At 39.2% G+C, this 14,071-nt stretch carries 15 protein-coding genes and 1 pseudogene; 4 read left to right on the forward strand and 12 right to left on the reverse strand.

Annotation, left to right across the window (positions count from 1 at the left end; translation table 11 throughout):
* The first annotated feature begins 534 nt into the window (after positions 1-534).
* Positions 535-2,205, forward strand: a complete 1,671-nt coding sequence (locus ABFG93_RS07515; protein WP_347551975.1) for an N-acetylmuramoyl-L-alanine amidase — start codon at positions 535-537, stop codon at positions 2,203-2,205.
* Between the two features lie 75 nt (positions 2,206-2,280).
* Here the strand turns inward: ABFG93_RS07515 and ABFG93_RS07520 are convergent, their stop codons facing one another.
* The 10 genes from ABFG93_RS07520 to ABFG93_RS07565 form a co-directional block, all read right to left on the reverse strand.
* A complete protein-coding gene (locus ABFG93_RS07520) occupies positions 2,281-2,457 on the reverse strand; it encodes a hypothetical protein (protein ID WP_347551976.1) in 177 nt (58 codons plus the stop codon).
* The gene (locus ABFG93_RS07525) at positions 2,454-2,777 is read right to left on the reverse strand and encodes a hypothetical protein (protein ID WP_347551978.1); all 324 of its coding nucleotides are present in this window, start codon (positions 2,775-2,777) and stop codon (positions 2,454-2,456) included. The genes ABFG93_RS07520 and ABFG93_RS07525 overlap by 4 nt, the downstream gene beginning before the upstream one ends.
* Before the next feature lie 117 nt (positions 2,778-2,894).
* Positions 2,895-3,026 (reverse strand): hypothetical protein, encoded by a 132-nt coding sequence (locus ABFG93_RS07530; protein WP_347551980.1) that lies wholly within the window; start codon positions 3,024-3,026, stop codon positions 2,895-2,897.
* A 204-nt stretch (positions 3,027-3,230) separates the two neighbouring features.
* A complete protein-coding gene (locus tag ABFG93_RS07535) occupies positions 3,231-5,033 on the reverse strand; it encodes a PAS domain S-box protein (protein WP_347551982.1) in 1,803 nt (600 codons plus the stop codon).
* 181 nt (positions 5,034-5,214) lie between these two features.
* Positions 5,215-6,015 carry an aminoglycoside N(3)-acetyltransferase gene (locus ABFG93_RS07540; RefSeq protein ID WP_347551984.1) on the reverse strand — a complete coding sequence of 267 codons (801 nt, stop codon included), beginning with the start codon at positions 6,013-6,015 and terminating at the stop codon, positions 5,215-5,217.
* A complete protein-coding gene (gene abc-f / locus ABFG93_RS07545; protein WP_347551986.1) occupies positions 6,012-7,880 on the reverse strand; it encodes a ribosomal protection-like ABC-F family protein in 1,869 nt (622 codons plus the stop codon). The genes ABFG93_RS07540 and abc-f overlap by 4 nt, the downstream gene beginning before the upstream one ends.
* A 319-nt stretch (positions 7,881-8,199) precedes the next feature.
* Complete coding sequence (locus ABFG93_RS07550; protein WP_347551988.1) at positions 8,200-8,316, reverse strand: RAxF-45 family protein; 117 nt, start codon at positions 8,314-8,316, stop codon at positions 8,200-8,202.
* A 56-nt stretch (positions 8,317-8,372) separates the two neighbouring features.
* Positions 8,373-8,690, reverse strand: a complete 318-nt coding sequence (locus tag ABFG93_RS07555) for a DMT family transporter (protein WP_347551990.1) — start codon at positions 8,688-8,690, stop codon at positions 8,373-8,375.
* Positions 8,691-8,703: 13 nt separating this feature from the next.
* Positions 8,704-9,027, reverse strand: a complete 324-nt coding sequence (locus ABFG93_RS07560; RefSeq protein ID WP_347551992.1) for a DMT family transporter — start codon at positions 9,025-9,027, stop codon at positions 8,704-8,706.
* A gap of 1 nt (position 9,028) precedes the next feature.
* Positions 9,029-9,607 carry a TetR/AcrR family transcriptional regulator gene (locus tag ABFG93_RS07565; protein ID WP_347551994.1) on the reverse strand — a complete coding sequence of 193 codons (579 nt, stop codon included), beginning with the start codon at positions 9,605-9,607 and terminating at the stop codon, positions 9,029-9,031.
* A 774-nt stretch (positions 9,608-10,381) separates the two neighbouring features.
* Here ABFG93_RS07565 and ABFG93_RS23060 point away from each other — a divergent pair.
* The 3 genes and pseudogenes from ABFG93_RS23060 to ABFG93_RS07575 all read left to right on the forward strand — a co-directional run.
* Positions 10,382-10,447: pseudogene (locus tag ABFG93_RS23060) on the forward strand (zinc-ribbon domain-containing protein); the annotation flags it as partial.
* Positions 10,448-10,510: 63 nt separating this feature from the next.
* Positions 10,511-11,539, forward strand: coding sequence for an FxLYD domain-containing protein (locus tag ABFG93_RS07570; RefSeq protein WP_347551996.1), 1,029 nt, complete (start codon positions 10,511-10,513; stop codon positions 11,537-11,539).
* Between the two features lie 18 nt (positions 11,540-11,557).
* On the forward strand, positions 11,558-12,718 hold the full coding sequence (locus ABFG93_RS07575) for a S1C family serine protease (RefSeq protein WP_347551998.1): 1,161 nt from the start codon (positions 11,558-11,560) through the stop codon (positions 12,716-12,718).
* Positions 12,719-12,776: 58 nt separating this feature from the next.
* Here ABFG93_RS07575 and ABFG93_RS07580 read toward each other — a convergent pair whose 3' ends face one another.
* Both ABFG93_RS07580 and ABFG93_RS07585 read right to left on the reverse strand, forming a co-directional pair.
* Positions 12,777-13,529: a cytochrome c oxidase assembly protein gene (locus tag ABFG93_RS07580; protein WP_347552000.1), complete on the reverse strand. Its 753-nt coding sequence runs from the start codon at positions 13,527-13,529 to the stop codon at positions 12,777-12,779.
* A 26-nt stretch (positions 13,530-13,555) separates the two neighbouring features.
* Positions 13,556-14,035 (reverse strand): DUF2243 domain-containing protein, encoded by a 480-nt coding sequence (locus ABFG93_RS07585; RefSeq protein ID WP_347552001.1) that lies wholly within the window; start codon positions 14,033-14,035, stop codon positions 13,556-13,558.
* Positions 14,036-14,071: the final 36 nt, after the last annotated feature.

Consider the following 14,071-nt stretch of genomic DNA (forward strand, 5'->3'; position numbering starts at 1 on the left):
GGAGAGGCACGTCATTCCGAATCTCATACGAAGCTAGCTTAAGACAGCAAATATAAATGCTTAAAGCTAACTCGAATGGTGAAGGACAGACTAATCCTATTCTCCAAAAATCAATTTCGCTATTTGAAAGTTGACCTAGAAAAATAAGATTAGTTTTTCATCGCTCCTTAACCATTCCCTTCAGTATCAATTAATTCCATTCTAGAGAATGAAGAAAGCGCTGTCAATATAGTGGATATTAAAAACAGGCCTAAAGTTTTCCCCTTTTTCTACTTTTTAGTACAAAAGGACCCTTTAAAGCACAAAATTCGATACCGATATTAGAAATAGTTAAGTAATATTTTTCGCTACTACGTTAGAAAGAAGTTCAGTTTCATATTCTAGCGGAATCATCGACTGTCACTCTTACATACGGAAATAGAAATTGAAATCTGGGGGAAATAGCGTGCAAAAGAAATCTATTAGTTTTATTTTGGCATTATTATATTCATTACAGCAATTGGTTTTTCAGGAGAACCCGAAGCAAGTAGTCAGGTGGAGCGACTAAGTGGTGACGATCGCATTGGAACAGCGCTAGAAATTTCTAAAAAAGTATCACCCGGAGCACTAACAACAGCTGAAAAGGCAGTTGTATTAACTCGTGCTGATATGCCATTTGATGCGTTAGCAAGTTCAGGACTTGTAGGCATCAAACAGGCACCAGTGCTGCTTACAGACCCTTATACCCTCGATGGAAGAGTATTAAACGAGCTTAAGCGTCTGGGTGCTAAAAAGGTGTATATTCTTGGTGGTACAACTGCAATTAGCCAGGGAATTGAAAATGAACTCAAGAAAAATTTTACCGTTGCAAGAGTAGCTGGCTCAAATCGCTATACGACTGCAGAAGCAATTAATAAAGCCGCAGGGCTTGATCAATCTTCTACTGCCATCGTTGTAAATGGAAACAAGGTAGCAGATTCACTTTCTGCTTCAAGCGTTGCAGCAATTAAAAATTACCCAATTTATTTATCAACTGCTACGAAAGCACCTTCTCTTCCTGCAAGTATTAAAACGGTTTATTTAATTGGCGGAGAAAGTGTCCTTTCAAACGATTTAAAAGTAAAACTCGAACAGCAGGGCAAGAAAATTGTTCGCCTTTCTGGTGACAACCGTTTTGAGACAAACATTGCAGTTAATGAAGCATTCTTCACATCAAGTTCTTCTTTTGTTATTGCTAGAGGAACTTCTACACAGGTCGACATCGAAGACTATCCAGACGCAGTCGCTGCCTCTGCCCTTTCTGAAAAATTTAATGCACCGGTAGTCCTGTCTCATCATACAAGTGTGATTGCAAATGTCGAATCTTATCTGTCACAACATGCTTCATCATTAATGGTCTTAGGGGGAGAAAGTGCACTACCTTCGAAAATCGTTAATTCCTATGATATAAAAAAGCCTGTAGAAGAAGTGATTCTTGAGACTGGTATCGTAACAGCATCCAGCCTGAATGTACGTACTTCACCTGAAATAGGCGGTAGAAAGATCGGTGCTCTTCTACGCAACACGGAAGTAGCTATTTATGGATACGTAGGTGATTGGGCTAAAATCAAGTACAATGGTCAAACAGCTTACGTACACAGCGCATACTTAATCATGAAAAACAATAATCTATTAAATGATATTACCATCGTAGTAGACGCTGGCCATGGCGACCATGATCCAGGTGCAAGTAATGGTAGTCTTCTTGAAAAAGATATTAACCTTGATGTAGCTCTTTATCTTAAGAAGAAGTTAAAATCAGCTGGGGCTAATGTTGTCATGACACGTAGGGATGATACATTCCTTGAACTTAGAGAGAGATCAAACATTGCAAATAGCTTGAACGCAGACGCATTTATTAGTGTGCATACAAATGCAGCAAGCGAAGCAGCACACGGAATTGAAACATACTGGTATGACAAATACAGCTCTGCAGAGAGTAAAGCTCTAGCAGAAAGCATCCAGAAACGTTTGATTGAAGTAACCGAAGCAAGCAATCGCGGGGTTAAGAATCAAAGCTTCTCAGTGATTCGAGAGTCCAAAATGGCAAGTGTTCTTGTTGAAGTAGGCTTCTTAACGAACAATGAAGAATATAAGCTATTACTAACGCAACCTTATCGAGAAGAACTCGCTGAAGGATCTACCAGGGGGTACTCGATTACTACAAGAAAAAATAAGTTTAATTAAATTATGTAAAAAAGGAGCCTTTTTTGATGCTTAGGGCTCCTTTTTTACGTATTCTCAAGCTCTGCCTCATCACTCCTATAATCCAAGTCCAATCGAAATCTGATTCGTATAAGAGGTGTAGGCGATTAATTGGTTAATGTCAACGATCTCTTTTTCAGTGTATCCATTGTCCCTCAACTTCTGGACATCTTCTTTACTAAGCTCTGCAGGACTCTTCACAAGTTTCTCAGCGTAACTCAAAATATCTTTCATATGTTGCTCAAAAATATCCGAGCCCTTATACCGTTCAAGTTCTTCAAGAACCGTATTATTTCCACTGATCTCTTTAAGCAGCGCACCATGTTATAACAGAAGTTGCATCCGTTCAGTTTCGAAACAAATACGACCACTGCTTCTGTTTCAAACTCATTTAATACCCCCGCTTTAACAGCAGAAGCTAATGGCATAAATGCAGTGAAAATTTCTGGGCTTCTTGCGATAAGACGATTAAATACAGGTACAGGCTGTTCAAGATCATTATAGATCCGCATATTCTTTAAATCCGATTGTTTGGCTGGTTTAATCCATGACATCTTCCATCATCCATTCTTTATCATTCCCTTAAAAAGGAGAATTCCTTGAATGGAAAAATCACTCCTTCATTATTGTTCTGATACTAATGCCCCAATAGCTCCACTATATTGCCCGTCTTAAAGGAAATAAACGGTAACGCCAAACAGTGTTTCAAAATGCTTTATTTGCCTTTTAATTAAGACATTTGATTGAATGATTGAGTCAATAAACACATGTTTTTTGTTTCTCGCGAAAAGAATAGCTATCATAACTACCACTTCTGATATCATACCGATTAGACAGGCAAAACTCTCTTCATTTCGCAGCAGCTTTAATTAAAGTGCCACCCGCATCCACTCCAATTGTATCTGCCTCTCAATTCCTCATTTCATTCATCAGACATAGGTTTATCTTATCATCAGCACACCGATTTAACCCCTTACCGCTGAATAGCAAAAAGGGGTTAAAACGGCTTATATTAGAAAAGGCGCTTTAGGTAAATGAATGACAACTCTCGTTCCTTTTCCTGGTTTACTGTTCAATTCCAGTCGTCCTTTATGCTCTGTGATTATTTTATTACTAACCGTCATACCAAGTCCGATCCCTTTTTCTTTATTTGTATAAAATGGGACCCCAATCCGCTCTAGTCGCTCTTCTTCTATACCCACTCCATTATCATGAATGATGACACAAATCTCATCGTCTATTTCTTCAAGAGTAATATTAATTTGTCCATCTTTTTCAATGGCTTCAACCGCATTTTTTAAAATATTAATAAACACCTGTTTCATTTGATTCTTTTTACATTGAATGACAATGGTTTTAAGCTGGCTGTTAATATTAATTCGAATATTTTTTGAAGAGGCCTGTGGCGTTAGGACAGATATAGCATTCTTTATAAGTTTAAGTAAACTGACGTCAGCAATTTCAACTGCTTCTGGCTTTGCAAGAGAAATAAAGCCATTAATGACTTCTTCAATTTTCTCTAATTCCTGATCAATGATTCTATGATAGTGCTCCTCATTACAAGAGGATTCCTTTGCTAATAAGTTGATAAAGCCTTTAATGGAAGTCAGCGGGTTGCGAATTTCATGAGCAAATCCTGCTGCTACATCGCCAATGAGTGAGAGCTTCTCAATGTTCTCTCTGTACTGTTCAAGCTTTATTTTTTCAGTGATATCCCTTGAAATGAAGACAAACTGATTAACCTGACCAGAATGATGAATTTTTCGATAGACGGTTGTCACCGGTTGTTTCGTTTCAGTTAGTTTCATGATCGTTTTTTGACATTTCTCATTATCCTCAGGGTGAATGAATGTAAGAATATCCTTTCCAACTACCTCCTCCTGTTCATATCCTAAAAGAGACTTGTAGGAGGAAGAAGCATAAACGACTATTCCATCCTGATTCATCATACAAATCAAATCACTACTGTGTTCTAGAATCGCCCTATGTTTCTGTTCGCTTACTCGCAGTCTCGTTTCAGCGATATTTCTTTCCGTTACATCTCGGGATACCACCACGAATTGGCAATCCTCTCCATTGGGAATGCAAGTCCCTTGAGATTCAAAAAATCGATACGTACCATCAATTTTCCTCAATCGATATTGGATTGTAATTGGCTTTTTATATTTAAGAAGCTTCAAGAATTCCCTTTTCACAAACGCTTTATCATCTTTGTGCACATACTTAATCGAGCTTTTACCAATCTCATTATGAATACCATCTTTAGAAAAGTCCCGATACGAAGGAGAAATATAGATTAAGTTGCCTCTATGATCAAGCAAGCTTACGATTTCATTCATATTATCAGTAATCAGTTTATAATGTTCAATTGTTTCCTTGATTTGACGGGAGGAATCCTCTACCTTCTTGACAATACCGGTCGTTTGTCCCATTTGATTTGCAACTGGAATAGCTGTGACCTCAACAGTAATGATTTCCCCATCCTGCCTCAACCATTTCTGTTCCAACACACCAGGGTTAACGCCATTTATAGAAGACTGAATACGTTTTTTCACTGTGTCATGATCAGCTGGATCAATAACCTCCCAAATAGACGTACCCTTTATGTCGGCGAGATTTTCGTAACCAAGTAGTTTAAGAGCAGAAGCATTTAAATAAATCCACTTGCCATCCTTTTGTACGAAAATGGAAGTTGTGGAATCTTCATAATACCTCACTAAATCAGAAAGCATACCCCTCATAGCCCTAGAATCTTTCTCAGGAGGTGGGTCTGCACTTGTAAGTATTGAATTAATATTTTTATAAGTCATAGTACCTCCTTAAAAGCTTTGATTCTAAGTTTTCCGGGTCTTTTGAAGGATTTTATCATTTTGAATATCTTCTTTATCTCTTTCTCTATTCCTGCTTAAGATGAACAAGTGAACAAAAATATTTTCAAAAAGAAAGTTAGCCTAAATGTTATGAGAGAAAACATCCCCGAAATCTATTCCCCTATCGCTTTTCAAACCAGTCCCTCCCAAAGTTAACCATTGCTCTTTGACCGATTAACTTGCAGGTTGCGTTGCCAATTTTCATCATACGAAAGCTTTCAGATTGCTCAAAATGATAGCCGATCGTCTCAAAACAATCAGAATCATAATCAATTTCCTGAAACGTTTTCCAGACTCGCTGACCGTTTTCCGAAATTGCAGCTGATTTGGTTACCGGTTGATTCTTACATCTCGCATTCTCAGCATAATGAAGAGATGTATTACTATCATGACCAACACCAATCATAAGAATTTCCCCATCTAATTCATATATTTTAGCAAGGGGGGATTGTTCTCCAAACCCGCTTTCAAGAGGCTGATTTTCTAAAATAACCTCTTTATCTTTCCCCCATGCGGCAAAAGAGTAAACCGGGTGATCACTCCTTTTAACACCGGGAAAATGTCTAAACTGTTCAACAATTGCCCCCATTCCCCGTGTGGGCGTTGTTGCTTTACAGTACGCAGGCATTTGGTCACGAATGATTGGCCACCAGGACTCTGGAACAGGTGGGTTCATCCAACCTGCAGGATCTGAATTACTAGCCGATTGTGCAGGCATCACGATAGTTCCATCTTCTCCAACAACCTTCATCAGCGCCTTAATCACAGCTTCTGCTCCTCCGCACACCCAGCCGAGCGAGCTTAATGAGGAATGAACAAGCAAGGTCATCCCATTCTTCACACCCAGTTCTCGAAAATCTGTTACAAGACTATCAACCGTGTGTGGCATACATACAGTGTCAATTACTTTCTTCTCTGTCATCTTTCTTCCCCCATTAATTTGTTGTATAGTTCTTCGCGTCTTTGTTCAAGAATTTGCTTTTTCTCGTAAAGTTCTACTAATTTCTCATGGTCACTGTCACTTAATTGCTCCAATTTTCTTTCGATCTGAAATAAGTCTTGTTCAAGCTTATCTACTTTATCCTCAATCGATTCAACCGTTGTTTCTATCCTACTTACACTCTTCGAATGTACATTTTGATGTACTTCTTCACTCGCTTCAATCATCTTCACAGCTTCCCTATGTTTCTCTCTAGCATCGCTATATGAAAGAATGTAATGATGAAGGCGTCCTTCTTCAAGCCAGTACGTGACAGGAAAACATTTATTCAATAAATAGCGATCGTGAGAAACACAGATAATGGTACCCGGGAACCTTTCCAGTGCGTCTTCCAACACCTCTCTCGAATCAATATCCAGATGATTGGTTGGCTCATCAAGAACTAATAAATTAATATCTTTACTCATAAGTTGCGCAAGTCTGAGACGCATCTTTTCGCCACCGCTTAAGGAAGAGATTTTAGAAAAAACCTGATATCCATAGAATAAAAATCGCGCAAGCTCATGTCTTGCATCCCCTTCCGTTACTTTCGCAGTTTCACGATACAAATCAAGTACACGCTCCTCACCGCGATCCTCCAGCACATGTTGTGAGAGGTACCCGATTTTCACGCTTCCACCAGTGGTTACTTTTCCTTGAACAGGCTGAAGCTGTCCAAGGAGAACTTTCAGCAAAGTGGTTTTTCCACTTCCATTCTTTCCTACCACCGCCACTCTTTCCTTGTAGCGAACGTGCCAGTTCACCTGAGTGAGGAGCTGTTTCTCACCATATCCGACACCTACATTTTCGAACGTTACTACATCTTTTCCACTTCGATCAGCCATATCAAATTCAAGACCCATCTTTTTTCGATCCAGAGTAGGTTTTTTGATTTTGTTCATACGTTCTAATGCCCGCTCCATATTGCGTGCACGCTTATGCAGCGCTGCATTTGGAGGGCTCGCCTGATTTGCCCACTCCCTTAGGCGTTTGATCGCTTCTTTCATTTTCCTTATTTTCTTTTGCTGTTCTTGATAAGCAGCAAATTCAGTTAGAAGCATTTCTTCTTTCTGTGTAACAAACTCACTGTAAGAGCCGTGATAAATGGTGAGCTCACCGTCTTCCAGATCCATGATTTTTGTTACCACTTCATCAAGAAAATAGCGGTCGTGTGAGATGATGAGCACTGTCCCACGATAGTGATTTATAAATCCTTCTAACCATTCTACAGCTTCAATATCCAGATGATTGGTTGGTTCATCCAGCAAAAGCAACTCGGGCTCTTGTAACAGCAAAAGTCCAAGGCTAACCTTTGTCTTCTCGCCACCACTTAATTGCTCAAAAGGCGATTCAAGAAGGTGTTGAATTCCAAGGCCATTAGCAACCTGTTGTATTGCCGCCTCTCTTTCGTACCCTCCTCTTCTCGTGAATTCATCAAGTAACTGCCCGTATTCTTTCATCATTTGGTTACTTTCATCTCCATTAGCCATTTTACTTTCTAATTCATGCATTCTTTCCCCCATATCTTCAAGCTCTTTGAAAGCTTCCCTCAACACTGTCTTTACAGAACATCCTGGAAAATATGGAATCTGAGCCAGGTAGCCAATTTTCGTTCCTTTTTTAAAATGAATGTCGCCTTCATCCGTGCTTTCAATACCCGATAGCAGCTTAAAAAGCGTCGTCTTCCCACTTCCATTTCTTCCAACAATGCCTACCCGATCTTTTTCTGGTACTTCAAATGAAATATTTTCAAAAATACTATTTCCACCAAGCATTTTACAAATTGATTGTGCCGAACAAATCATCATTATAAATCCATCCTCTCAATAGATTGAAACTTCCATAAGAGGGTTGCTGCTCCCCTCTTATGGTTAGTTGAACCAATCGGACCTTTAGAGGCAGTTGCCCCCAAACTAAATGTATACTAAATGTATTGATTACCTTACATTTTTTACTGCCTTATGGATGAGAAAAAATTGCATAAAAAAAGCCACAGATAAGGGTACACCTCACCTGTGGCTACATCTGGCAATGCTTTTATAAAAAAGGAGAGCGACACAAATGCCACTCTCCTAAATACCATATTTAATCCGCCTGAAGCAGGGTAAGAGAGCCTTACGCTTTCTTTCATATGAAGTTGCTAAAATTGGGCACACCTGTCCCTATAGCGGCTTCATCATGAAAAATCGCACGGCAAATCGAAACATAATCCATAAACTCCGTACGAACAAAAGCGTTTGACATCTCTTCCTCACCTCCTTGATTTAGTAATATTATTTTATCTGAATGGTCTGATAAAATCAACCCTCTGCCACACGAAGACCAATCACAGAAATGACAACACATGATATGAGGACGAGCTGGAGGCGGTTTTTCGGCTCCTTGAAAAAGTACATTCCAATAAGAACACTTCCGGCAGAGCCAATTCCAGTCCAGATCGCATAAGCGGTTCCAACTGGTAGTGCTTTTAGTGAAATCGAAAGCATATAGAAACTCATGCCCCCAAATATGATTGTGAAAATGGAAGGCTTAAGCTTAGTGAAACCTTCCGATAGCTTTAAACTAATCACTCCACCGACTTCACTAAGACCAGCAATCAATAATGCAATCCATGCCATTAACAACCCCTCCTTATGCTTCTCTCGAATTTAATTTCAATCCAACAATGGAAGCAATCAATAAGAAAATAAAAAACATTTTAATGAGACTGACTGATTCATTCAAGAACATCATCCCGATAACAGCCGTTCCCGCAGCCCCAAGACCAGTAAAAATAGCGTATGCCGTCCCTACTGGCAAGTACTTTAATGCCTTTGCAAAAAAGTAAAAACTTGTGGCGATCCCCATAATCGTCAATGTACTGATTAATGGCTGTGTAAAACCTTCAGAATATTTCAAGCCAATCGCCCATAGTACTTCCATCAATCCACCGATTACTAGATAAAACCATGCCATCCTATTTCCCCTCCATTCTACTGTGTACGCCTCCTATAAATAACGTCCAGGAGTTTTCTAATCGCTTCTGATGTTCATCAGGAGAATAATAGAATACTTGCTCAAATACACCATCGAGTAAACATAAATACGCATCAAAAATGCGCTCCCACTCTGTATTTCCTACCATTTGAACGAGAATCGATTTAATGACACTTCTCATCACGTCCTCTGTTTTTTCAAACATGCTATGGAGATCGCTTCTTAATGTTTCGGGCGGAAAAAGCATCATTCGCTTAAAAATAAGACCCATCTCATCATTGCGTAAATACTCCGTATTTTTGAGAAGAAGTCTATAAAGCTGCTCCTCAGGTTGCATATCAGCCACCTTAACTGCTGTTTGTTCAAAAAAAGCATTGTAATCCACTGTAACTTTATGGATAACGCTTAAGAATAGATCTTCTTTATTTTTAAAATGAGCATACAAAGAAGGTTTTTTTATTCCAACACCTGAAGCAATATCTGAAAGGGAGGTCCCTTCAAATCCATTACGAGCAAATAATGTAAGGGCTGTTTCTTTAATTCTTTCCTGGGTATCCAAATGCACCACTCCCCTACCAATCGTTAGGTAATACAAAAAAATAAAAGCAGGCTTCTGCCTACCGTTCGTTAGTTATTATATCATCTGACGCAATCTCATGCAATAAAGTGGCCTTATTAAATGCAAAAAAAAAGCAGCCCTCTGGAGGATACCAGAGCAGCTGCATCTAAGGGAATAAGGGTTTTCAAATAGTAAGACGAGCATACCAGCTTGAAAGTTTCAAAAACAAGAATATTTTTTTCCGATAGTCCAAATAAAAAGGCTCTGTTAGTTGAAGCCACTATATTTGGTTCCTTCTTCCTCTCATGTCCCATACGAGCCAAATATCAACACCGTTCATTAAGAGAGCCAATAAAAAAAGGACCGGCAATTTGCCGGTCTTCCTGGTAACGGAATATTTGAAAGGGGGTCTTGGATACATCTTATCAAAGGCCCCAGGTAGTGAACAGGGACATCAAGCACGGGCCAAACGGCATAACAGTCCCATCTGACCCACATGAAAGCCTTTTTACCCAGGTCTATTAACTCTTTTTATCCTCCTCCATCAATAAATAAGTCTTTTGAATCATATAAAGGAACTTCTACCAGCTTTACTTTCACTTAAGAAAGAAGTGAAGCTTGTACTTACACTATTTTATAGGAATTTACAAATGAATTTGCCGGAAAATTGCTTTATATGTCAATTCATAAAAACCCTTGAAAAGATATTTCCCTCTTAACGTATTTGTGTCAATATATAGAGAGTAAGTGAGATTGAAAGCAGGTGGAGAAAGAATGTATTGTCCACATTGTGGAAAAAAAAGAAATAAAAACGATCAATTTTGTTTCTCGTGTGGCAAAGAGTTAATACCTCAAACTAGATTTAATAAAGGTCCCTCTTTCATCTTTCGCTGGATGCCTATAATGATTTTCTTCCTACTGGGCTGTGGAATTGCAGGATATTATTTCTATGAAGAATCCGTAACGAATGCAGCCATTCGTTCTTTTGAACAAGGAGAGAATCTAGCCGAAAAAGGTGACTATGAGGCAGCACAGAAGAAATTTATAGAATCTCAGCAAACACGTTCTCGTTTTCCAGCAGCGGAGACGAATGAAGATATGATGGAAACAGCTATAACGGTTGAAAAAAATCTCCGAAAATCCGAACAGGAACGTCAAAAAGATAACTACCAGGAAGCACTTGATCTCGTCAATCTAGCAGAAGAAAAAGCTGCTTCTTACAATGGACCTCTCTTTACTCATATTCATAAAAATATCGCTTCGAAAAGAACAACAGTGATGGTTTCTGAACTGAAGTATGATATGAAAGGAAAAGAATCAATTACAGATTTAAAACCTGTTCTGACAAGAGCTGAAACGCTTGAAGTTGACGAAGCACAGGAAATCGCGGAACAAATAAGAAGTCAAATCGTCGACTTCTCTATAAACGAAGCAAATCAATTTCTCAAGGAAAACCATTTTACCAAAGCCCTGCGATCAGTAGAAGAGGGCTTACAAATGAATAAGAACAATGAAAAATTACTTAACCTACAGAATATAATTAACAACAGAAAAGAAGCTTTCGAGGCAGAACAACAGCAGCGTATTGAACAGGCTATGGTCGCAGCAGCAAAAGAAGATGAAATGAATCGAACGAATGCGATTGAGCTTACCGAGGTTAAAACAAACGTAACGGAATATAACGAACTAGAAGTAACTGGAACTGTAACGAGCAATGCAACTGTTCCCGTCAACTCGATTGGAGCTTCCTACACAGTATTCGATAGCAACGGTAAAGAGTTTGATACTGGTGAAGTCTATATCAATCCAGACACACTCTATCCGGAAGATAGTGGTAAGTTTGATTTCATGATTTATGATGTTGGTGAGAATGTTGAGAATCTCGATGAGTTTACAATTAAAATTGATCACTTCACATGGTATCTCGATTAATAGAAAGGATTGAGGCGGATGTCTAAGAAATCTGCTTATCTATCCCTGGCTTTCTCCCTGTTCATCGTAATTGGGGGTGGCTCGGGTTTTTATTTTTTGCACGATTATTATAAAAGTTCAACTGTAGAAGCCACTTCTTCTCTTGGTGAAAAAGTAAAGCCTATTGAACAGGAAGTCGAATCGCTAGATTTAAAGTCAGTGATTCATGAAACCCAAAAAAGCGTTGTTCAAATTGAAGTCAACTTAAAGGACGGCACTTCGTCAGGATCAGGCTTCCTCTACAACTCTGATGGCGATGTAATTACAAACGCCCATGTTATAGAAGGGGCTGAAAAGATCATTGTTAAAACCTCGGATGCCAAACAGTTCGAAGCTCAGATTATTGGTATGGGTGAGACAACTGATATTGCTGTTATTCGTGTACCCGGATTAAAGGATTATTCCCCACTTCCGGTGACTGAATCAAGAATGGCAGAAGTCGGTGATGATATCATTGCGCTTGGAAGCCCACTTGGTCTCCAGAACACGGTAACTACAGGAATTATCAGTGGCCTTGATCGGAAGTTTATTCTCGAACCCTACCGGTATGAGCATATCTATCAAATATCTGCCCCTATTACAAATGGAAACAGCGGCGGTCCGTTAATTGATGGAAAAACGGGAGAAGCCATAGCCATTAACTCAGCAGGAACAGATACTGGTGCGATTGGCTTTAGTATTCCCCTCCCAAATGTAATTGAGCAAATCAAAAAGTGGACAGAAGAGCCTGGAGAGATAACAGTAAATGAAGAAAGCAAAGAAGCCATCTCGACTCCCCAGGGGCTTACTGGTGAGGACTTTAAAGAGAATGCTACGTATCTACTTGGCTACTTTTATGAAAGCCTATCAACACAAGACTACGTAACCGCTTATTCCCTGCTTGGGAGTCGGTGGCAAAGTAATATGACGTATGAGAGTTTCAGAAATGGTTATATTCACACCCTGGATGTTGAGGTCTCGAATATGACTGGGAGCTTAAACAAAACAAACGATGAGGTAAAGGTAACGGCAACGATTAAAGCGGATGAGCGAACTGAAGATAAAAAGACTACAACATCTCTTTATAATGTGACCTACCAGATTGGCTATGAGAATGATCAATTGAAAATTCTTAGCGGAAAGGCTGAGAAATTGAAGTAGAGACATTGAATACTTAAAAAGCTTGAGGGGATTTTCCTTTCAAGCTTTTTAAGTTTTATTAATTTGCGAATCTATGAGAGCGGGTAGCTCTGAACCATTGATAAAAGAGAATACAAATAAGTGTCGCATCAATAATATCACCGCCATAATACATTAACATCCCACCAGCTTCTGCATCTGCTACTGTAACACCAACAGGAGGATGAGCGTAAATGTATTTTGACAGTATTCCATGCCCTGCAAAAGCAAGTAAAAACACAATTCCCCGATAAATAAACGGATATTGATGCGGGGTAGGATCAATATAGATGATTGATACAGTAAATAGGTAACCTGCTAAAAACACATGGAGATGCACGATCCAATGTAAGATAAGACTTTGTTGCATCGCCGCGTATAAATCAGTTGCATAAAGAAACCATAACCCTCCAATATTCAGGAACAATGCAAAGATTGGATGACTAATTAATCTAACGAATTTACTTTTTAAAATGGATGAAACTCTTCTTGCTGAAGAAACGCTAAGTGTTCGCAAAACAAGTGTCATGGGGGCAGCGAGAGCTAAAAGGAGTGGCGCAAGCATACCCAGCAATAAATGCCCCAACATATGTGCAGTAAAATCCACATGAGCTTGTTTCGCCACAGGGCCGACTAGTGCTGCAACTGCACTAAAAACCCCTAAAAACCAGAGTCCGTAGCGATATAATGGCCACTTCTTTAGACGCTCTTTCCGGCTTGAAACAATTGCAGCTACAAAATATAAAACGAGAATACACATAAATGGTGAAATCAGAATTAATTCGTATAACATACTACTCCCATGAATCTGGATGCTAGTCATTTATGATAAATTCCGCTGTTTAATTTTCGCTGCGTTTTTATGAAGAAGAATAAACCTACGATAAGCATCCCAATAGCTGAAAGGTTCCAGACAAGGTCATAGAGAACAACATCCTCTACATAACGGATCTGATGAATTCGCAGTAGCTTATGCTGAATGGTTCCGTCGTATAATTGGAATCCACCCATCCCAAGTAACATGCCGCCTATCCATCTTGTTAGCCAGAATGCACTTCTACTTCTAAGATCGGCAACGAGAAACAACGATCCAATCGTAGCAAACCAGCTAAAAGCGTGAAACAATCCATCAGATACAAGTCCCATATTCGTCGTAGATTTATCATAGAAATGATGCCAGTGTAATAATTGATGGAAAATAGTTTCATCTAAGAAAGCTGCAATACCTATACCTAATAAAATTCCTGACCACAAATTCCGTTTGGAATACTTGAAGCGATTTAACTTTTCTGATGACATAAGATCACCCCTTCTCCCTAAAAAAAGTGCATGAAA

It is taken from the genome of Pseudalkalibacillus hwajinpoensis, assembly GCF_039851965.1.
Classification (GTDB): domain Bacteria; phylum Bacillota; class Bacilli; order Bacillales; family Guptibacillaceae; genus Guptibacillus; species Guptibacillus hwajinpoensis_E.